The sequence below is a fragment of the Micrococcus antarcticus genome (assembly GCF_044872765.1).
Taxonomy (GTDB): domain Bacteria; phylum Actinomycetota; class Actinomycetes; order Actinomycetales; family Micrococcaceae; genus Micrococcus.
In genome coordinates this window covers 2,444,456-2,463,374 of the sequence record NZ_CP085253.1, presented here as the reverse complement: position 1 = coordinate 2,463,374, position 18,919 = coordinate 2,444,456, and the positions used below count along the sequence as shown (strand labels likewise).

The 18,919-nt window shown below is 70.5% G+C and carries 18 protein-coding genes and 1 tRNA gene; 3 read left to right on the top strand and 16 right to left on the bottom strand.

Annotated features, from left to right (window positions below):
* Position 1 precedes the first annotated feature (1 nt).
* The 12 genes from LG274_RS11465 to LG274_RS11410 all read right to left on the bottom strand — a co-directional run bounded on the left by LG274_RS11465 (position 2) and on the right by LG274_RS11410 (position 12,106).
* The gene (locus tag LG274_RS11465; protein WP_404464568.1) at positions 2 to 1,885 is read right to left on the bottom strand and encodes a TraM recognition domain-containing protein; all 1,884 of its coding nucleotides are present in this window, start codon (positions 1,883 to 1,885) and stop codon (positions 2 to 4) included.
* Positions 1,875 to 3,386, bottom strand: coding sequence for a conjugal transfer protein TraC (locus LG274_RS11460; protein ID WP_404464566.1), 1,512 nt, complete (start codon positions 3,384 to 3,386; stop codon positions 1,875 to 1,877). The genes LG274_RS11465 and LG274_RS11460 overlap by 11 nt, the downstream gene beginning before the upstream one ends.
* Positions 3,386 to 4,981: an SCO6880 family protein gene (locus tag LG274_RS11455; protein ID WP_404464564.1), complete on the bottom strand. Its 1,596-nt coding sequence runs from the start codon at positions 4,979 to 4,981 to the stop codon at positions 3,386 to 3,388. Before LG274_RS11455 ends, LG274_RS11460 begins: the two co-directional genes overlap by 1 nt.
* 1 nt (position 4,982) lies before the next feature.
* Positions 4,983 to 6,026 carry a hypothetical protein gene (locus LG274_RS11450; protein WP_404464562.1) on the bottom strand — a complete coding sequence of 348 codons (1,044 nt, stop codon included), beginning with the start codon at positions 6,024 to 6,026 and terminating at the stop codon, positions 4,983 to 4,985.
* Between the two features lie 42 nt (positions 6,027 to 6,068).
* On the bottom strand, positions 6,069 to 6,380 hold the full coding sequence (locus LG274_RS11445; protein WP_343282290.1) for a TrbC/VirB2 family protein: 312 nt from the start codon (positions 6,378 to 6,380) through the stop codon (positions 6,069 to 6,071).
* Between the two features lie 432 nt (positions 6,381 to 6,812).
* Positions 6,813 to 7,499: a hypothetical protein gene (locus LG274_RS11440; RefSeq protein WP_404464560.1), complete on the bottom strand. Its 687-nt coding sequence runs from the start codon at positions 7,497 to 7,499 to the stop codon at positions 6,813 to 6,815.
* A gap of 72 nt (positions 7,500 to 7,571) precedes the next feature.
* Positions 7,572 to 7,865: a hypothetical protein gene (locus LG274_RS11435; RefSeq protein ID WP_404464558.1), complete on the bottom strand. Its 294-nt coding sequence runs from the start codon at positions 7,863 to 7,865 to the stop codon at positions 7,572 to 7,574.
* Positions 7,862 to 8,698: an RNA polymerase sigma factor gene (locus LG274_RS11430; protein ID WP_404464556.1), complete on the bottom strand. Its 837-nt coding sequence runs from the start codon at positions 8,696 to 8,698 to the stop codon at positions 7,862 to 7,864. The genes LG274_RS11435 and LG274_RS11430 overlap by 4 nt, the downstream gene beginning before the upstream one ends.
* A 6-nt stretch (positions 8,699 to 8,704) precedes the next feature.
* Positions 8,705 to 9,892, bottom strand: a complete 1,188-nt coding sequence (locus tag LG274_RS11425) for a helix-turn-helix domain-containing protein (RefSeq protein ID WP_404464554.1) — start codon at positions 9,890 to 9,892, stop codon at positions 8,705 to 8,707.
* On the bottom strand, positions 9,889 to 10,998 hold the full coding sequence (locus LG274_RS11420; RefSeq protein ID WP_404464552.1) for a DUF2637 domain-containing protein: 1,110 nt from the start codon (positions 10,996 to 10,998) through the stop codon (positions 9,889 to 9,891). Before LG274_RS11420 ends, LG274_RS11425 begins: the two co-directional genes overlap by 4 nt.
* The gene (locus LG274_RS11415) at positions 10,998 to 11,879 is read right to left on the bottom strand and encodes a DNA-binding response regulator (protein ID WP_404464550.1); all 882 of its coding nucleotides are present in this window, start codon (positions 11,877 to 11,879) and stop codon (positions 10,998 to 11,000) included. The genes LG274_RS11420 and LG274_RS11415 overlap by 1 nt, the downstream gene beginning before the upstream one ends.
* Positions 11,876 to 12,106 (bottom strand): helix-turn-helix transcriptional regulator, encoded by a 231-nt coding sequence (locus tag LG274_RS11410; protein WP_343282282.1) that lies wholly within the window; start codon positions 12,104 to 12,106, stop codon positions 11,876 to 11,878. Before LG274_RS11410 ends, LG274_RS11415 begins: the two co-directional genes overlap by 4 nt.
* Positions 12,107 to 12,216: 110 nt before the next feature.
* Between LG274_RS11410 and LG274_RS11405 the strand changes: the two genes are divergently transcribed.
* Positions 12,217 to 12,543 (top strand): helix-turn-helix transcriptional regulator, encoded by a 327-nt coding sequence (locus tag LG274_RS11405; protein WP_366371936.1) that lies wholly within the window; start codon positions 12,217 to 12,219, stop codon positions 12,541 to 12,543.
* Here LG274_RS11405 and LG274_RS11400 read toward each other — a convergent pair.
* The 3 genes from LG274_RS11400 to LG274_RS11390 form a co-directional block, all read right to left on the bottom strand.
* Positions 12,505 to 12,577 (bottom strand) — tRNA-Asn (locus LG274_RS11400). The two genes, LG274_RS11405 and LG274_RS11400, sit on opposite strands and share 39 nt — an antisense overlap.
* A gap of 219 nt (positions 12,578 to 12,796) precedes the next feature.
* A complete protein-coding gene (gene dnaG / locus LG274_RS11395) occupies positions 12,797 to 14,734 on the bottom strand; it encodes a DNA primase (RefSeq protein WP_298711539.1) in 1,938 nt (645 codons plus the stop codon).
* Positions 14,735 to 14,836: 102 nt separating this feature from the next.
* On the bottom strand, positions 14,837 to 15,508 hold the full coding sequence (locus tag LG274_RS11390) for a hypothetical protein (protein WP_319074650.1): 672 nt from the start codon (positions 15,506 to 15,508) through the stop codon (positions 14,837 to 14,839).
* A 95-nt stretch (positions 15,509 to 15,603) separates the two neighbouring features.
* On the opposite strand from LG274_RS11390, the gene LG274_RS11385 reads away from it, so the two are divergent.
* Positions 15,604 to 17,211 carry an anthranilate synthase component I family protein gene (locus LG274_RS11385; protein WP_404464547.1) on the top strand — a complete coding sequence of 536 codons (1,608 nt, stop codon included), beginning with the start codon at positions 15,604 to 15,606 and terminating at the stop codon, positions 17,209 to 17,211.
* A gap of 9 nt (positions 17,212 to 17,220) precedes the next feature.
* Positions 17,221 to 18,024, top strand: a complete 804-nt coding sequence (locus LG274_RS11380; RefSeq protein WP_404464545.1) for an NAD-dependent deacylase — start codon at positions 17,221 to 17,223, stop codon at positions 18,022 to 18,024.
* Here the strand turns inward: LG274_RS11380 and LG274_RS11375 are convergent.
* A complete protein-coding gene (locus tag LG274_RS11375; RefSeq protein WP_404464543.1) occupies positions 18,017 to 18,919 on the bottom strand; it encodes an NAD-dependent epimerase/dehydratase family protein in 903 nt (300 codons plus the stop codon). The genes LG274_RS11380 and LG274_RS11375 overlap by 8 nt on opposite strands.

Sequence of the window (18,919 nt, the reverse complement as noted above, 5' to 3'; positions counted from 1 at the left end):
GTCACCGCACCGGGATGCCGGCGACCTCAGCCGGCACCTGCGCCGGCGTCTCGGCCTTGTCCGCCGCCGTCGGCGTCGAGGAGACCGGGTCGGAGGACTCCAGCTCGGCCAGCAGCGCCGTGGAGTACCGGCCCGCGGCCTCCTTGATCGCCTTGCCGTCCTTGCGGTCCCACCACCGGGTCATCTGCATCAGGATCGGCCGGCCGTTGCGGTTCATCATCATGCCCCACCCGAACGGCAGCCGCCGCAGCTCTGCGACCGTGACGACCTCGGTGTCATGCACCTGCTCCGAGACCGAGTGCGAGTCCTTCCCGCGCGAGCGCGAGGACCGCATCACCTGGCGTGTGCCCGCCAGCTTGGCGAACGCCTCCAGGTCCGAGACGTTCGAGGCGCCGCCGAGCTGGAGCTTCACCGTGGCCGCATCGAACAAGGCCTGGGCCTGCTGGTCGCCCCACTCGTTGCGCGCCTGGGCCAGGGACTGGAACACCGCGAACGGGCAGATGCCCACACCGCCGCCATCGGCCATGAGCTGGGTCAGCCCCGGCCAGGCCCCGGAGATGTTCGCGATCTCATCGAGCACGAGTGCCAGCGGCGGGTCCAACCGGTTGCCCGGGGACTTCGCGGCCAGCTCGCGGGCGCGCTCGGTGATCGCGTCCATCATGGCGATCAGGAACGGGCCGGCCGAGGACCCGCCGGTCTTGGTGCCCACGATGTAGAGCGTGCCGGACTCGCGCAGGAACTTGTCGATGTCCAGGACCTCCTCGAACTCCCCCGGGCGGAGCACATCACGCACCTCGGGGACCGAGAGGCCCTTCACCGCGCCTTCCACGCCGAACCACTTCGACTGGAGCAGCTTCGGATCGCCCTCGATGATGCCCTTCAGCACCAGATTCCAGTTCATCGCCGCCTTCGGATGCTCCGAGAGGATCGTCACGGCCTCCTTCGCCTCGGCCGGGTTGTTGCCCCAGCGCATGAGGTCGTCCACCGTGCGCTCCCCCAGCGCGGCGGCGTGGAGCAGGCACTCCATGATCGTGATCGCCGGCGCCTGCCACTCCGCGTTCGAGCTCGATGACCCCAGACCCGAGGCCCCGATCAGCGAGGCCGCACGCTGGTTCGCCACGCGCGGCTCACCGCACCCGGTGATCGGAGACCACTTCAACGTGGACGGCTGGCCCGTCAGGCCCTGCGGATCGAACAGCGCCACCGGACCCTTCGCCCGGCGCAGCTCCGCCGTCGCCCCGAGGTTGTCCGCGCGCGAGCTGGTCGTGATCACCGGCCCCGGCGCGTCCAGGATCGCACCGATCAGCAGGTGAACACCCTTGCCCGAGCGCGGCGGACCGATCAGCGCCAGGGACTCCTCGTAGGAGGCATACACGTCCACCCCCTCGGCCTTGCCCAGACGCATGGCCCCGTCGGTGATCTTCGGCTTCTTGATGGACGGACGGACCTTCTTCACCCGCTTCAACACCGCCGAGCGGCCCACGGCCCGGGAGATCTCAGCCGCACGGGCCAAGCCCTCACGCTGACGCAGGTCCTTGATGAACTTCTTATCGGACTGCTGATAGCGGTTCCAGGCCACCATCGCGGTCACGGCCGCGATGAGCACGGCCACCCCCAGCCCGATCATCCAGCCGATCACCCCGCCCTGAGTGGCCGTGCACCCGTCCGCCGCCGCCCCGAACGCCGCCGGGTCCCCGGTCCCCAGGAACCCGAGGGTGTCGAACAGCGACTCCGGACGGGTCGGCGCCCCGCACTCCACCCGCCCAGCCAGGAAGCCCGCCAGGATGTACGCGCCGAACAGCGCCATGGCCGGCAGGACCGCGAAGATGGCGATCCGCTCTTTCTCATCGGAGCCGCTGAGCGCCCCTGCCTGTTCACGCCGCATGTGATCCAGCTCCTGTGGCGGTCTTGTCCATCCGCTCGTCCGTGTCGAACAGCGGCAGCTCCGCCTTCGTGAGCTCGTTCTTCACCTCGAAGGAGGAATCCCCCAGCCGCCACAGCCCGGTGCCCTTGGGCAGAGACCGCACCAGGGACACCTCCCGGTCGGACAGTTCCATTTCCGAGGACGTCACCTGCAACGCCGACCGGTCCTGCCGGTAGATGACCTTCACGTCCGCGTCGGCCAGCAACGACTTCGCCATCGCGGCCATGCGCGAGCTGCGGTCACCGGCCATGTCCAGGTCCGCGATCTTGTGCAGCACCAGGATGTTGAAGATGCCGTAGGCGCGGGCCAGCTTCCATTGCTCCACCATCCGGCGCAGGTCCGCCTCCGAGGAGATGTTGTCCCAACCCTCCTCGTAGATCACGATGCGCTGGCCACCATCGCGCGTGGTCACCATCGCCTCGGTCCAGGCGCCGGCGCACGCGTTGACCACGCGCACCGCCTCCGGGGACGCCCCACGCAGGGCCGAGGTGTCGATGCTCGTGGCGCGCGCCTCCGCACTCATCATCACGGTGGTCTCCCCGTCGAACATGCCCGCAAGGTCACCCGAGGACACCCGCGCCATGGTCATCATCATCACCGAGGCTGCCTCTGCCGCCATGACGTCCCCGTCCTGGCGCATGGCCTGGAGCGCGCCGATCACGTCCGGGATCACCGGCACCCGATCCTGCTCCCCGGAGATGCGCACGGCCTCATCCAACGCCTGGGAGAGCATGTGATGCTCCGGGGAAGTCAGGTCACGGTCCGTGAGGATCTTCGCCAGGGTCACGATGATCGACATCCGCCGGGTGCGGACCATCATCGCCCACGCCTCATCCGTCATCAGGTGCCCCTGCACGTCCGTGGACGGACGAGTCCCCGGGTCCAAAGGATTGAGCCGAGTGCTCAGGCCCGGACCGACCTGGATGACCGTCCCGCCCAGTCCCTTGACCACACGCGTCCACTCACCCTTCTTGTCCGAGGCCACCGAGAGCTTGCGCCCGGCCAGCACCTGGCGCACCGCCAGCGACTTCGCCAACGAGGACTTGCCCGTGCCGACCTGCCCGAACAGCATCATCGACATCCCCGAGATGACCCCGGCTTCGTACAGCGCCCACGGGTCGAAGCAGAACGCTCCACCGCCGTGCTGATCCCGGCCCAGGTAGAGGCCGTTGGCGCCCACACCGGGGCCGGCCACGAACGGGTACGCCGTGGCCGCCGTGTGACTGGTCGTGCGCACCGGCCGGGGGGCGAGCACCTTCAACCCCCGCAGTTTCTGCTTGCCCCTCGGCCCTTTCGAGGACCACTCCTGCTCCGGGAACTTGTCCAGCTGTTCAGCCTTGCGCGCCGCCGCGCGCTCCTTCTCCAGCCGACGGCGCAGCTGCCGCGCCGCACGCTTAGCGTCCTCGGTCTGCGTCCTGCCCGGCTCGATGAACTCGATCACCGCGTGCTTGGTCTCGGCCATCAGAGCTTCACCATCCCGAACGGCAGCGCCGCGGCCATGAACGCCGAATCCTGCTCCAGGTACAGCGGGCGCAGCTCACACCCGGCAGTGATAGACGAGGTCATGATCTCGTTCGAGGCCGCCTCCAGCTCGGACTCATTGCGCCCCGTCACCGTGACCAGCACGGCCATCTCCAACCCGGCGTGCCGCTTCATCAGCTCCCCCTGCTCCCGCTCGATGTCATCCTTCTCCTGCTCGTGCTCCGGGGACGGCGGCCGGTCCATCCGCTCCATCACCTTGGAGTCCGAACGCCACGTCGCCATGCGCCGCTTCGTCGCCCGCATCGCAGACGACCGATCCACCGGCGACATGAACACCGACACGGTGTGCCGGAAGTCGCCCGCGAAGATCAACTCGTCCAGGAACCCCAGCCGCGCCAGCTGCTGGGGCAGCTCCGAGACCTTGTACGTCCGGTGCATGTGCCCATCCGTGCGCATGTGCCCGGCATGGACCTCCACCGCCATCGGCCCCCCACCCCCGTTCGGGGACGCACCCTGCACCGCACCCGAGGGGTCCGTAGAGGACACCATCAGGGCCGCATCCGGGTCGAACGCCGCCCGAGACAGCCCCGCCAGCGACCGCGGGGAATGCCACGCCGCCACCCGCGTCCCCGAACGCGGAAGCAGACCCTCCACCGTGGACATGACCTTCAGCGCGTGGTCCATCAGGGCCGGCACGCCGCCGCCCAGCGACTTCAGCTGAGACCCGATCCGGGCCGGGGAGAGCACGATGGTCAGCCACTGCTCATGCACCGGCATGGCCTGGGCCTCCGCCATCAGCTCACGGAACGCCGCGTCCAGGAACGGGTCCACCGTCTTGGACTCGATGCCCGCCCCCTCCTGCTTGGAGTCGTAGTAGCCCAGCACGTTGGAGCCGGAGATCAGCGTGGTCTGGTCCGCCGCCTGCACGCGCACCACACCCGGCAGCCGGCCCATGGCCGCCAGCGCTCCACCCCAGGACAGGGACCGCTCCTCCTGCGAGTCGAACGACTCCAGCTCGAAGCCACGCGTGGTCAGCACCTTCGCGCAGACCGAAGCTTCCTTCGTGCGCGGATCCCACACGAACCCGGCCCCACCGGGCAGCCCGTACAGGCGCAGCTCGTCGGCTCCACCGGGCAGACGCAGCCGTGCCGGCGCACCCGGTTTGATCCGTCCCTTGGCATCACGGACCGCCGCCTGCCCGGCCTCCAGGACCACAGCCTGCGGCTCCCCATCCACGAGCTGAAGCTGATGTCCCGGCTCCACGCCCTGCCGGTACGTCAGCTGACCGCTGGCCTGGCGCACCAGCTGACGCATGAACAGCAGCGCCCATTCCGGGATCGAACGCCCCTGGAGCCGGATCACACCGACCGCCGCGCACACCAAAAGCATGACGATCCCGATGATCAGCATCCGCCCCTGCAACACGATCCCGCCGAGGGCGAACACCACGCCGAGCGCGACCACGGCCAGCTGTTCCCATGTCAGCCCAAGCACCACACCCGGGTGACGCTCCTGCGCGAAATGCACCCCGTCGAACTCCGAGGTCTCCTGCTGGATCGACTCTATGACCGCCATCTCAAACTCCCTTCCGCATGACGGCGGACGCCGCACGCTGTCTCATCTGTGAGGCACGCGCCTGCGCACCCCTCATCGACCGGGACGCAGCCCGGCCAGCACCCTGCGCCGCACCGACACCAGCGCGCTCCACACCATCGGAGGCACCCCCCGTCAGGAACGACATCATCGAGAGCATCGTCAGCGGCATCGCCGAAGCCAGCAGCACCAACACGACACCGGCCACGGTCTGCACCCAGTCCGTGGACATGGAGGCCGCGATCATGCCCATCCGCACGATCACCGCCGCCATCGGGGCCGCCATCAGCAACCCCATCAGCATGGCCAACCACTTCGAGAACACGGCCTTCGCCGGCTCCAGAGCCAACGCGAAGATCACCGGCGGGGCGAACGTAGCCAGCACGAGGATCACCACCAGGCGGAAGATCATCATCGCCATCAGCACCAAGCAGGACAGGAAGATCACCAACGCCACGATCCAGGACACCAAGATCATGCCGTTCTCGCCCTGGTCGGACGCCATCTCCCACTGCGCGTAGTTCTCATCCAGCAAGACCTTGTCGTTCTGCCCATCCCAGGACAGCCCGAACAGGGAGAGCACGCCGGCCACTGCCGTGTCCTCCGCCTCCCCCTCCGCCCCGACCCGCAGAATCCACATCGTCATCTGCTGGGTAGCCCCCAACGCCAGCCACACCAGACCCACGACCACGTAGACCGCCGGAACGCTGAAAACGGCCACCACCAGGGCGCGAACCATGCCCGCCGTCGAGCCGCGCAACGCCGAGCGGATCACCTGCACCGCCACGAACACCCCCAGCAGCGGCAGCATCGCCATGACCACGACGTTCAGCATCCCGGGGTGATTGATCGTGGCCGAGCTCCCCCCGGCCACGGTGGTGGTGACCGTGCCACCGACCACCGTGGTCCACCACTCCGGGGTGAGCGCCCCCACGGAGAAGGCGTCCTGAATGAGGCCCCACGCCGACTTCGCCAGGCCCTCGATCGAGCCGCGCAGGAAATCATGAAAATCGTCTTCCCATCCCATTGGGACACCTCCTCCGTGAGTGAGTTGCTAGACCGGATCGAATCAGGCGAACAGCGGCAGGCCCGTACCCCAGCGCACCAGAGCGGAAGCACCCGCGATCAGGGCGCCACCGACCACACCCCACAGGAAGATCGAGATGCCGACCTCCTGGGCACGGCCGGACGAGGAGAGCTTGCCGAACAGCCAGAGCATGCCGCCGATGGCAACGGCGGCCACGATGGCCACCAGGGCCGTGCCGATGGCCATGCCGGTGATGTTCTCCAGCGTCGGCATCCACGGCGCGTCGTAGGACGGCGCGATCGCCGGCATGCCGATGACCGTGCTCTGGGCCAAGCTCAGAATGGAAGTGCTCATGATGTGTTCCTCCTGGAACGCGGTAGTAGACCCCCGGTTAGCCCCCGGTGACCGGCGAGACCTCCGCTCGCTGAAGATGATTCGCGCCCCTTGGCCTCCTACGTGTGTCACACACCCCTGACACACGCACCACCTCACCCAGCCCCACTCAGTACCCAAGAAAGAGCCGAAGAACGGCTGCCGCCCTCCGCTGCGCTCCGGTTGCCTCGGAAAGACCGTGGGCACCTACCGGAGACGGCCGAGACCTCGGCTGGGCGAGCGCGAACACGCACCCGATCGAGGTGGCCGGGGAGGTGCTCACCATGGGAACCAACCAGCACGGGAGGCCGAGGGCAGGGACAGGCTCACCACCACCCCGGGAACCAGGCACCCCGGACACGGAAAGGCCCCCTCCCCGCCAGCGGCAGGAAAGGGGGCCTCGAGGATCCCGACTTAGGAAGACTTGCAGTTCTCGCCCTTCGTTAGCGTCACCGTCCGGCCCGTCTGCGCACCGTTCGTCATCGACTGACGCGCCACATGCACCTCCACCGGAGAGCACTCGGGCGTGGTCATGTTGTTGGCCGAGCAGTCAGGCTCACTGCTGCCATTCGCGGAGGCCTGCGCGTACCACTTGATCCCCGTGATGACCTGGCGCGAGGTGTCCATGTCACCGGGATCCTGGCCCCACGTGTAGCCGTCCAGCTCCTTCTGCCCACCCAGCACGGTAGAGACCACCCGCTCCTTCTCCGCGCGATCAGGGACAGGGCTCTCCTTGACGAAGTCCCGCACGGCCTGCCGGTTGCAGGTCTGCTTCGGTGCCTGCTTCTCCACCGTCACAGACCCTGGGCGCGCACCGACCGGCATGAGCTCTGCCGTCCCCAGACCCCTGCCCCAGGCGATCCCGCCACCCACGGAGCCGATGATCACCGCCCCGAGTCCGGCCATCGCAACGACCGCCCAGCCCTTCCGCGCGGCCTGGTGCGACATCATCGCCCGACCCCACGCCGCCATCGCCACACCCACAGCCACAGCCACCATCAGCAGCACCACGGCCGACCCGAGCAGGAAGCCCGCGATCGTGTTCCAACCTTCAAGACCGTCCGGATTGATCCCATCCAACATGTTGCTCTCCTTGCTCATGGTCTGCATCTAGTGCCGACGCTCTCGTAACTGGATTCGTGCTACTCCCTCACGGATGTGTGACACCGCCGCTCAGCCCATCAGCCAGAGCACCACCGCCACCCACAGCGCCAGGACGAGCAACGCGACCACAGCCATCCCCGCCCGCCCTGATGGCCCGTCCCACTCCTCGGGCAGACGCGCCCGCCACCGGGCAGGCAGCTCCGCGTCCACCGAGGCCTCCGTCCACGCCTGACTCCACCGGCGCACCCGCTGACCCAACGGGTCCCGGCGACGGGGCACCTCGACGTAGACGACCTCCCGGTCCTCCTCGTCCACGACGCCTGCCCTCTCGCCCGCCACCTGATTGTTCGTGTGCTTGCTCATGCCGCTGCCCTTTCGTCCTGAATCACCGTGGCCGCCACCCGAAGCAGGTAACGCACCTCCGCCAAGTACTGCCTCGCGGTCGAATGCGAGTGCCCCGTAGCGCGCATGACGTGCTCGACCTGCACGTGCTCCATCCGGCCCCCCGCCTGCGCACACGCCAGTGCGACTCCACGCGACCAGTCCCCCGCGTCCCCGTCAGCCGGCAGACACCCGATCAGCACCCGCATCGTCACTTCCACCCCCGAACGGGCCACCTCCTGCGCGGCACGGACCACCCGCGCACACCGCACCAGCTCCCGGCGGGCCTGACGCAGCACATCCGCGCTCACGCCCATCGCCGCCGCCGCCTCGGCCACGTCGTCGTCGAAGACCAGCGTCACCGCCAGCGCCCGCGCAGTGACCTGCGGCGAGTCCATGACCCGCTCCAGCACGCACATCACCGAGGCGAGCTCCTGCCGCGCCGTCAGTGCATCCAGCACCTGGTCTGCGTGATCCCACGCCACAGCCGACGCCGCGGACTGCTCCCGGCCCATCGCCGCGGCCTCCACCACGTCCTGCCCCTCCCAGGCCCTCTGGACCCGGCGCAGGTGATCCACCGCCCGACGGCGCACGATCACCGACACCCACGTCCGCAACGAGCCCCGCTCCACATCGAACCCATGCCGGCCCGACCACGCGGACTCCCACGCGGCCTGGAGCACGTCATCGAGCGCGTCGCGTTCCCCCGCCGGCCCCAGCACCACCAGCGCAGCACCTCGGGCCTCCTGCACAGCCTCGAACAGGCCCTCACCCGTCAGCTCGGTGGCCTCCACGGCGCCCACGGCGTCAGTCATCGCCGCTCACCTCCCCGCCCCGTCCTGAGCCTCGACCCGGGGCATCGCACGGCGCTCAATCCGGCAATGCGGGCAGTCGCGCAGCACGGACTCGCCGTAGTTGGCCACGTGCACATCCGGGCTCTCACACGGCTCCCCCGAGACCATCTCCCGCGCCGCGCCCACAGCCAGCCCCGGTGAGGCTGGTGACGCCATGGTCGGCACCACCGCCAGCGGCGGGCGCTCACTGGTGAGCTGGACCAACGGCCCCAGCTCCGAAGCCATCGCCCGAGCCACGTACCGCGTCGGGGACTGCACAGCGCCCGAGGCTCGAGCCAGAATGACATCCACGATCCGGCGCACCTGTGCATCCGGGAGCTCCCAAGCCTGGATTGACGGGACCAGCGAGCGAAGCGAGCTCAGGTCCACACCCCGATGCACCACCGGCTCATCCGTCGTCGTCGGTCCATCCGTCGTCGTGGCCTCGTCCTCGCGCTCGTGCACGTCGACAGACTGACTGACTGACTGATGGTTCTCTTGGTGGTTAGTCCGCGCGCGATCCTTTATATGCGCCAAGTCGTGATTGGCGGGTGAGTCCGTCGTGATTGGCGGGTGAGTCGTTTCACCCGCCAAATTGGCGGGTCGCGTGTTCTCGCGGTTCTCGGTTTCACCCGCCAAATTGGCGGGTCGCGTGTTCTCGCGGTTCTCGGTTTCACCCGCCAAATTGGCGGGTCGCGTGTTCTCGCAGTTCTCGGTTTCACCCGCCAAATTGGCGGGTCGCGTGTTCTCGCGGTTCTCGGTTTCACCCGCCAAATTGGCGGGTCGCGTGTTCTCGCGGTTCTCGCCCTGCCGGGTCCCGTTGGATCGCAGACTCCTCCAGCTCTCCTTCAGCGCCTCGATCCGCTCCTCTCCGAGCGCTGCTAACGGGATCAGCGCTTCGAGATTCAGCAGATACTTCAGCCCCACACGGCCCCGCCCAGCGCCGTAGCGGCTCTCCGTGCGGATCAGGTCCAGCTCGCGCAGGCGCGCGATCTGACGCTCAACAGTTCTCATCCCCTGCCCCGTCTCCAAGGCAAGCCGCTCCTGGCTGGGCCAGCACTCCCAGGTGTCGGGGTGCACATGGTCAGCCAGCAGAAGCAGGAGGTATGCCTCCCCCGTCCGCAGCACACCCGCAGCAGCGGCCTGCCGGGCCAGATTCGTTGCCTGCCAGCTCATACCTGCTCCTCCTCATCCGTGAACAGCTCAGGACGGTCTGCACGCACATCAGCCAGCCGCCGCCGCCCCGTCCGCTCCGAGCACCCAGCCCACTCCGCGACCTCCACCGCCGACGGGCACTCCCCCGCCTCGCACCGCGCCACGATCCACGCCGTGACCTCAGCGCCCGACGGAGCCTTCAGCGGCGCCGCCGGCTCATCCTCCACAGCCTTCACCGGCTCCAGCGCCCGGACGGACACCACCGGCGAGGACGGCGTGCCCTGCGCCTCATGCGGCGGCTGTTGAGCCCGCTCGGCCTCCCGTGCCACCGCCGCGAGCTCGCGGCGGTGACGGGCGTGTTCCAGCTCTGCCTCGAACTCGGCCTGACGCCGCTCACGCTCACGCTCCACGCGGCGTGCCTCGCGCTCTGCCTCCAGCTCCTCCCTGCGCGCGGCCAGCTCGGCCTCCACGCGCAGGACCTCGGCCTCCTCGTCCATCTCCGCGGCGCGCTCGGCCCGACGTGAGGCCGGGTTCTCCACGGCCACACGCGCCAGCTGGTCCGTGGCCACGAAAACGGCGACGGGCACCATGGCCGCGATCAGCACCCCGACCGCGGACTGCCACACGCTCGCGTTCTCCGCCGACCAGGCGTGCGCCCCGTTCGCCACCACCGACAGGCCCGTGAACGCGCCCAGCGCCCACCATGACGCCCGCGCCGGCTCACCCCGTGACTCGTGGACCAGCACCGAGCCTGCATAGGTCAGGATCGCCAAGTCGATGAACACCGGGACCGCCCAGTGCATGAACGGCGGCAACCCCAACCACGCCGCGACCTCGTACAGCGCCGCGAACGAGATGGAGAACGCCACCAGGCCCGCGATTGAGGTCCCGATGACCACAGCCCGTATGAACCGACCGTCGTTGGGATTCACCCGCCGAGGCAGACCCAGCGCCGGTGCTGACTCCTCCAAGCCCGAAGTGCTAGCCTGACCACGTTCTGAGCCACTTTCTAGGTGCTTGTTCGGAATGTTCGCGATGGCCCCGACCTCCTGCCCGTTGGTCGGGGCTTCGCTTTGTCCGGTGTCCTCCCCGACTTCGTGTAGCCATGTGCTCTGTTCTGCGCTCATCACGCGACCTCCTCGATCTTGTTCAGCACCTGTTCCAGGTCGTTCACTGCGTCTTGCAACGTCGAGCGGATCTCCGGCATGGACTGACCCTCGTGGTGGCCGACCGACCGGAGGACGTGCGCCAGCGTCCGCACGCATCGCGCTGAGTCCCACACGACCCCATGCAGGTCCTCGTCTGCCACGGAGGCCTTGCCCGTCAGCGGGGACACCAGGGACGCCACCGCCGGCGCAGCCTTCAGGAGCATCGGCACCGCCGCGGCGCCGCCCCCGTTGAACGCGGCCAGCGTCCGGCGGGCACGGTTCCGGTCATCTGCCTGGCGGGCCTTCAAGTCCAGCGGCTCGACCCCGAAGTCGGCAGCCGGCATGTCCAGCACGTCATCCAGCGAGGACTGACCGTCAAGCACCGTCACCGCTTCCTCGACCTCGATGACCGCGGCCGCCTCGTTCTGCACCACAGGGGGCACAGCCCGCTCCTGCTGGGCTTGGTACGTCTTGCCGTCCGTGCCCACGACGTCATGGCGTCCAGCAGGTGGGGCAAATGCCCCACCTGCTTCGTCCAGTTCGCGGCGGACAGTCCGGGGCGACAAGTGCGTTGAGGCGGCGATGGCTCGCGTGCTCATGCCGACCTCACGGAGCGACAGCACGACGTCCTGCCGGTCCTCCAGCGGCGGGCGTAGGTGCAGGTTGCCAAACTCCCTGGTGACGTACTCGTCCCAGCTCCCGTATCCCAGTGCACTCCACGCCCGACCGCTGTATGCCGTGCGAATGAGGTGGTAAATCGACTCCATGCCGGTCCTGATCTGATCTGTCAGATCCCGAGCTGCCGCCTGTGTCAACACAGCGCCTCGCGACTCCGCGCTCTGGATGATCTCCTCGCTCATCGGGCCACCTCCATCTCCGGCGCGTTGGCAACCAGATAGGGAAGCTCCACCTCCAGGGCCTCTGCGATTGCAGCCATCTCAGATAAGCGGAACTCTCGTTGCCCTCGCATCCGCGCCGACAGCGCTGTGGGCGTCATTCCTACTGCGGCAGCAAGCTGACCCTGCGTCATCTCTAACCGAACCAGTCGTTCTCGAATGTTGAGGCTTAGCGCCTTTGCGATACTCATAGGCACAGCGTGCCGCTCAGCGGCATGACCTGTCAATTCACACCGTGTCGCTCAGCGACACGTCATGTCCTTCATGGACATCTTGGGTCCGTCCCCGTTATGTTGAAGACATGAAACGACACCCAGAACCTGCCTTCACAGCAGCGGACGTAGGTACGGAGGTCCGCGTGTGGTTGACGCGCAGGGGCATGTCTCAGCGGCAACTGGCCGAGGCGCTAGACATCACGCCCAGCGCACTTTCGCGGCGGCTTCGTGGAGTGATGGCCTTCTCTATCACCGAGCTGGCACAAGTGGCAGAACTGCTGGAGCTTACGCTTGGCGACTTGCTGGGCCGGAACATCCTCCAGGCACGACGAAGCCCCCACACCGAACTGGTCGGTGCAGGGGCTTCGAGTGGGCTCCTCCGGTTGGACTCGAACCAACAACCCTTCGATTAACAGTCGAATGCTCTGCCAATTGAGCTACGGAGGAATGCGTCTCGGGCGATCCAGCCGCCCGAGCAACGGAGGAAACACTACCAGACCCGATGGGTCTGCGCTACCCGAGCGCCGTCGCCGCCTCCTCGTCTGAGGCCGCCGGGCACGACGCCGCCTTCGATGTGATCGACGCCGAGAGCAACGAGGTCGTCGAGATCGACTGAACGGCGCGCCACTGATCGGTACGCCACCGATCCGCGCTGCCCGTGGCCCCTCAGTCGTCGGCGCGCAGGGCCCGTCGCCGGGCCTCGAGTTCCATGAGCTCGCTGTTGAGGCGCATGAACTCGGCCGGATCGCCCTGCGGGCCCAGACGCTGCAGCTGACCCAGCAGCTCCTCCTTGCGGTGCACGATCTGGAGGGCGAAGAGGCGGTTCATGATGTCCCGGCAGTAGCGGTCCACGTCCGCCTCGGTGCGGGCGGGCAGGTCCCGGACCGCCAGCTCGGAGACGACGCCGCCCACCTCCTCGGGGACCGCGTCCCGCACGGCGTCCACCCAGCGCGCGGGCGTGGCGCCGGAGGAGCCCGCCGCCATGACGCCCCGGTGCACGGCCGCGAACTGCGGCACGGTGAAGCGCGCCTCGTACAGCGCCGTCCACTGCTCGGCGGAGAGCAGTGTGGGGTGCTGCAGCACCACCTCGAGCGACTCGCGCTCGCGCCGGGCCACCGGATCGCGCGGGTCCACGCGCACGACCAGCGACTCCACGGGGACCTGCGGGGCCTCGCCCGACGCCGGATCCCCCGACGTGGGGGTGGCCGAGGTGGGGTTCGCCGACATCGAGGCGGCGGGCGTCGCCTGCTCTCCCCGTTCGCCGCGCTCGGAGCGTGGGGTGGAGCGCGCCGCGGCGGCGACGGCCCGGTGCACCGCGTTCGGATCGAGCCCGAGCCAGCCCGCGAGCTCGCGCTCATACCCGGGGCGCAGCACGGAGTCCCTGATGCCGGCCACGATGGGCGCGGCATGGCGCAGGGCGCCGGCGCGGCCCTCCACGGTGTCCAGATCGTAGTCCTTCAGACCGGCGCGGATGGCGAACTCGAAGAGCGGGCGGCGGGAGGCGATGAGCGCGCGCACGGCCTCGTCGCCCTTCTGCTGACGCAGGTCGCAGGGGTCCATGCCGCTCGGCTCCACCGCCACGAAGGTCTTGGCGAGGAAGCGGTGGTCCTCGTCGAACGCCTTGAGCGCGGCCTTCTGCCCGGCTTCGTCGCCGTCGAAGGTGAAGATCACCTCGCCGCCCGTGCCATCGTCCGAGATCAGCCGGCGCGCCACCTTGATGTGGTCCGCGCCGAACGCGGTGCCGCACGTGGCCACGGCCGTCCCGACGCCCGCCAGGTGCGCGGCCATGACGTCCGTGTAGCCCTCCACGAGCACGAGCTGGCGCTCCTTCGCGATGGCCCGCTTCGCCAGGTCGATGCCGTAGAGCACCTGCGACTTCTTGTAGAGCTGCGTCTCCGGGGTGTTGAGGTACTTGGGGCCCTGGTCGTCCTCGTAGAGCTTGCGCGCGCCGAAGCCGATGGTCGCGCCCGTCATGTCCCGGATAGGCCACAGCAGGCGGCCACGGAAGCGGTCATAGAGGCCGCGCTGGCCCTCCGAGAACAGGCCAGTGGCCCGCAGCTCGTCGTCGCGGAAGCCGCGCTGGCGCAGGTGGTCCAGGAGCGTGGACCAGCCCTGGGGCGCGTAGCCGTTAGCGAAGCGCTCGGCGTGCTCCTGGGTGAAGCCGCGGCCGGTGAGGAAGTCCCGCGCGGTCTGGGCCTCCTTCGAGCCGAGGGCGCGCCGGTAGAACTCGTCCGCGATCTTGTTGGCCTCGAGCAGGCGCTGGCGTCTGCCCACCTCGGCGCGGTCAGGACCGGCGCCGTCCTCGTAGTGCAGTTCGACGCCCACCCGCGCGGCCAGGCGCTCGACCGTCTCGGTGAACGTGGTGTGCTCCTGCGCCATGAGGAACGCGATGACGTCCCCGTGCTCGCCGCACCCGAAGCAGTGGTAGGTCCCGACGCCGGGGCGCACGTGGAAGGACGGGGTCCGCTCGTCGTGGAACGGGCACAGGCCCTTGTAAGAGCCGACGCCTGCCGAGCGCAGCGTGACGAACTCCTCCACGACGGCCTTCAGATCGGCGCGCTCGCGGACGAGGTCGATGTCCTTGCGCACGATCAGTCCGGCCATGCGGACCATTCTAGGGAGGCGGCGACGCGCTCAGCCCCGGGCGGACGCACGGGTGGGGACGAGAGCCGAGGCCGCGCTGGCGGTGCAGGAGCCGCGTCGGCCTCAGGCGTCCGCCAGGCCGGCGCGCTGGGCGGCGGCGTCCAGGGAGGCGACGTCGGCCGGCACCACCATCGTGGTGTCCTGCGGCTGGAGCACGGCGGTGACGGGTCCGTCCGTGCCCGGGCCCAGGACGCCCGTCACGGTGGTGGCGTACCAGACGCCCTCGCCGTCGCCCGGAGTGAGGAACCAGAGGTAGTCCTCGTCCGGGGCCGCGAGGGCGTCCCCCGCCATCGTCTGCCCCACCCGCACGTGGACGTCCACGCGCACCTGGCCCGCGGCCGAGCCCTTGAGGACCTGTCCCACGTCCACCATCAGTGTCGTGGCACCCTCGAAGCCACCGGCGCGTTCGCGGACCGCGGCGACGGTCCCGCACACCACCAGCTCCGACCGTTCCGCCAGGTCCACGAGGGAGCCGGCGGGTTCGACCTCCTCGGCGATGACCAACTCCGCGGGCCGCCAGAACTCGAGCGCAGTCGCGGAGACCCCTGGGACGCTCTCCGCGGTCTCGCGCACGTCGGGCTCGCGCACCTCCGCGCCGCGCTCCGTGGGCAGCGCCGCCTCGGACGGGGTGGGCTCCGCGGCACACCCGGCCCCGGCCAGCATGGCGACGGCCGCCAGCGCCGCGAAGCCGCTGCGGCGGTGCCGGCGGAGAGGCGAGGAGTGCGAGAGGGCCATGCCCCACCCTAGGCAGACGCCACCCATGAGGCCGATCACGGCGAGGGCACGGTTCAGTCACGATCGACGCGGGTGGGGCTCCTACAGTGGTCCCCATGCCCACCCCGCCTCGGCCCCCCGCGTCCGCGCCGCTGCACGTCGCCACCCGTGTCCTGGACGCGGGCGCCCTCACGGGGCTCGGGCACACCGCCGCGAGCGCGGCCGGCGCCGTCGCCGAGCACGCCGTCGTGCGCGGCGCCCCCTCGTTCTGGCTCGACTCCGCCCTGCCGGACGCGGGCGAGGCGCGCTGGAGCATCGTGGGCGACGCCGTCGACGTCCTGGGCGAGGACGCCGCCGACGGCTCCCCCGAGGCCGTCCCCTCGCCGGGGCCGCGCGTGCTCCGCCGGCCGGACCCCCGCGACGCCGAGGCAGCCTGGGCTGAGCTGGCCGCGGCGTCGGCCCCGCGCCCCGTGGTCGGCGGGGAGGGCCTGCCGCTGCGCGGCGGGCACGTCGGGTTCCTCGGCTACGAGCTTGGCCTCGCCGACCTCGGCGTCGCCCCGCCCGCAGCCGGTCCGGCGGACCCGGCGCCGCTGCCCGCGCTGTTCTGGCTGCGTCCCAGCCGGTACGCGGTCGTGGACCATCACGACGGCTCGCTCACCTGCTGCGTCGTCTCCCTGGACGCGGCCGCGGCAGAGCGGGGCGTCGAGGCGTGGGCGGCCCGCGTGCGCGACGCCCTCACCGTCCCCCGGGCGCACGCGGCACCGGCCGGGGACGGCGGGCGCGCGCCGTCGTCGTCGGCGGTGGCGGGGGCAGCCGGAGGGGCCCAGGTGGCAGGGACCTGGCGCGCGGACCGTGCCGCCTACACCGCGCTCATGGAGCGGTGCCACCGTGCCCTGCGCGAGGGCGAGTCCTACGAGCTGTGCCTGACCACCCGCTTCGACGTGGACCCGGCCGTGCGCGTGGGCCCGCTCGTCCTGTTCCGGGACCTCGCGGCGCACCACCCCACCCCGTACGCGGCGCTGATCGAGCACGGCGCCGGCCCGGACCGCTGGGCCGTGGTCTCCGCCTCCCCCGAGCGCTTCCTCTCCGGCCGGGACGGGAGGTACAGCACCAAACCGATCAAGGGCACCGCGGCCCGGCACGCGGATCCGGCCGAGGACGCCGCCGCGGCCCGCGCGCTCGCCGCCGACCCCAAGACGCGCGCCGAGAACCTCATGATCGTGGACCTGCTGCGCAACGACCTCACGCGCGTGTGCGTGCCCGGCTCCGTGCAGGTGCCCTCGCTCATGGCGGTCGAGTCGTACGCGTCCGTGCACCAGCTGGTCTCCACCGTCACGGGCCGTGCCCTCCCGGGGCTGACCGCCGTGGACGTGGCCCGCTCCCTCTTCCCCGGCGGGTCCATGACGGGCGCGCCGAAGCGGCGCACGGTCGAGCTGCTGGCCCAGTGGGAGGGGGCGCCGCGCGGGGTCTACTCGGGGGCGCTCGGCCTGCTCAGCGCGGACGGGGCGTGCGAGCTGAGCATCGTGATCCGCACGGCGGTTCTCGCCCCGGGAGCCGACGACGACGCGACCGGAGGCTCAGGCCGCTGGTCGATCGGCGCGGGCGGGGCGATCGTCGCCGACTCGGACGCCGACGCGGAGTACGACGAGGTGCTGCTCAAGGCGGGGGCGCTGCGCCGGGCGTTCGCACGGGTGACCGGCAGCGGGGACGCGCGCCCCTCGTAGGCTGGGCTCATGAGCGACGAGACCTCCGCCCCGCTCGACTCCCCCGACCTCGACGCCGTCCGCCGCCTGATCCGCGCCGCCGAGCGCCCCGTGGTGCTCACCGGCGCGGGCATGAGCGCCGAGTCCGGCGTGCCGACCTTCCGCGACGCGCAGACCGGCCTGTGGGAGCGCTTCTCCCCCGAGGCGCTGGCCACCGAGGAGGCGTTCCTCGCCGATCCCGCGCTGGTGTGGTCCTGGTACCGCTGGCGCGCCCGCATGGTCCGGTCCGTCGCCCCGAACGCGGGGCACGCGGCCGTCGCGGCCTGGCAGGAGCGGGTGCCTGCGCTCGAGGTCGTCACGCAGAACGTGGACGATCTCCATGAGCGCGCCGGCTCCCGCGTGCTCTCGCACCTGCACGGCTCCCTGTTCGCGTTCCGATGCGCGGAGTGCGGCGCGCCCGCGGACGTGGACCCCGGCGCCGCCGACGACGGCGCGGCGGGCTCCGAGGCCGACCTCGAGGCGATGCTGGGGCACCAGCCGCCGCCGTGCACGGTGTGCGGCGATGGGCTCGTCCGGCCGGGGATCGTGTGGTTCGGCGAGATGCTCCCCGCCGACGCATGGGACCGCGCCTATGCCGCGCTCGAGGCGTGCGATCTGGCCGTCGTGATCGGCACCTCGGGCGTCGTGCAGCCGGCGGCGTCCCTGCCGTTCGTCGCGCTGGGGGCCGGCGCCGCCGTCGTGGAGATCAACCCGGACCTCACGGAGCTGTCCCCCGCGGTGACCCACCGCCTGGCCGGCCCGGCAGGGGTGATCCTGCCCGCGCTGCTCAGCTGATCGGGGCCTGCCCGAGCACGCCGGGCCGCAGCACACAGGGCCGCGTCCACAGGTAGCGCTGCCGGTGCAGCTCCCGCGCCGTCGCGGAGAACCGTCCCGCGCCCCGCAGCAGGGGGCCGGGCACGGCGAGCATCCCCCGCAGCGGCACACCGGCCGTCGTCGCCGCCTGGTGGGCCCCGGCGCGCAGGCTGCGCGCCGGCGGCGTCGGGGCGTGCAGCACCGCGTCCCCGGACGGGGCCAGGTCCTCGGCGTGCTCCGCGCAGCGCAGCAGGGCGGCGGCCAGGTCCGGCAGCCGTGTCAGCGAGTGCGGCTGGTCCGGGTCGCCGAACACCACCGCACGCCGGCCGGCGGCGGCGCGATCCAGGACGAGGGCCTGCACGCTGGTGGCGGCCGCGGTGGGCCCGATGAAGTCGGAGGCAACCACGGACAGGGTCCGGGCCGGGTGCTCTCGACGCGCGGCCAGCAGCTCGGCGCGCACCTGACCCAGCGGAGAGCACGGGCTGACCGCTCGGCCCTCATGGAGGTCCTCGGCCTGATGCCCCCAGGCGTAGACGGACTCCGGGAACACGACGGGGATCTCACGCTCGGCGGCCGCGTCCATGACGGCCCGCTCCCGCGGCGGAAGCTCGCGGCGCCACACCTCGGTGGAGTAGGCGGCATGGATCAGGTGGAAGACCACGTCGGCACCGTCCAATGCCTGCCGCAGCAGAGCCGGGTCGCCGACGTCGCCGGTGAGCAGGGTGAGCGCGCCGCGCTGACCGGCCGGAGACAGCCGTGCGGCGTCCTCGTCCGTCCAGGCGCGGCGGCGGACGATGCTGACGGAGTGGCCAGCGGAGAGCAACAGGGGGACGAGGGCGGAGCTGATCTGACCGGCACCGAAGACGGCGGCATGCAT

Excerpts from the sequence above, each read along its gene's own strand:
- LG274_RS11465 (WP_404464568.1), bottom strand. The coding sequence starts at position 1,885 with ATGCGGCGTGAACAGGCAGGGGCGCTCAGCGGCTCCGATGAGAAAGAG.
- LG274_RS11460 (WP_404464566.1), bottom strand. The coding sequence starts at position 3,386 with ATGGCCGAGACCAAGCACGCGGTGATCGAGTTCATCGAGCCGGGCAGG.
- LG274_RS11455 (WP_404464564.1), bottom strand. The coding sequence starts at position 4,981 with ATGGCGGTCATAGAGTCGATCCAGCAGGAGACCTCGGAGTTCGACGGG.
- LG274_RS11450 (WP_404464562.1), bottom strand. The coding sequence starts at position 6,026 with ATGGGATGGGAAGACGATTTTCATGATTTCCTGCGCGGCTCGATCGAG.
- LG274_RS11445 (WP_343282290.1), bottom strand. The coding sequence starts at position 6,380 with ATGAGCACTTCCATTCTGAGCTTGGCCCAGAGCACGGTCATCGGCATG.
- LG274_RS11440 (WP_404464560.1), bottom strand. The coding sequence starts at position 7,499 with ATGAGCAAGGAGAGCAACATGTTGGATGGGATCAATCCGGACGGTCTT.
- LG274_RS11435 (WP_404464558.1), bottom strand. The coding sequence starts at position 7,865 with ATGAGCAAGCACACGAACAATCAGGTGGCGGGCGAGAGGGCAGGCGTC.
- LG274_RS11430 (WP_404464556.1), bottom strand. The coding sequence starts at position 8,698 with ATGACTGACGCCGTGGGCGCCGTGGAGGCCACCGAGCTGACGGGTGAG.
- LG274_RS11425 (WP_404464554.1), bottom strand. The coding sequence starts at position 9,892 with ATGAGCTGGCAGGCAACGAATCTGGCCCGGCAGGCCGCTGCTGCGGGT.
- LG274_RS11420 (WP_404464552.1), bottom strand. The coding sequence starts at position 10,998 with ATGAGCGCAGAACAGAGCACATGGCTACACGAAGTCGGGGAGGACACC.
- LG274_RS11415 (WP_404464550.1), bottom strand. The coding sequence starts at position 11,879 with ATGAGCGAGGAGATCATCCAGAGCGCGGAGTCGCGAGGCGCTGTGTTG.
- LG274_RS11410 (WP_343282282.1), bottom strand. The coding sequence starts at position 12,106 with ATGAGTATCGCAAAGGCGCTAAGCCTCAACATTCGAGAACGACTGGTT.
- LG274_RS11405 (WP_366371936.1), top strand. The coding sequence starts at position 12,217 with ATGAAACGACACCCAGAACCTGCCTTCACAGCAGCGGACGTAGGTACG.
- dnaG (WP_298711539.1), bottom strand. The coding sequence starts at position 14,734 with ATGGCCGGACTGATCGTGCGCAAGGACATCGACCTCGTCCGCGAGCGC.
- LG274_RS11390 (WP_319074650.1), bottom strand. The coding sequence starts at position 15,508 with ATGGCCCTCTCGCACTCCTCGCCTCTCCGCCGGCACCGCCGCAGCGGC.
- LG274_RS11385 (WP_404464547.1), top strand. The coding sequence starts at position 15,604 with ATGCCCACCCCGCCTCGGCCCCCCGCGTCCGCGCCGCTGCACGTCGCC.
- LG274_RS11380 (WP_404464545.1), top strand. The coding sequence starts at position 17,221 with ATGAGCGACGAGACCTCCGCCCCGCTCGACTCCCCCGACCTCGACGCC.
- LG274_RS11375 (WP_404464543.1), bottom strand. The coding sequence starts at position 18,919 with ATGCATGCCGCCGTCTTCGGTGCCGGTCAGATCAGCTCCGCCCTCGTC.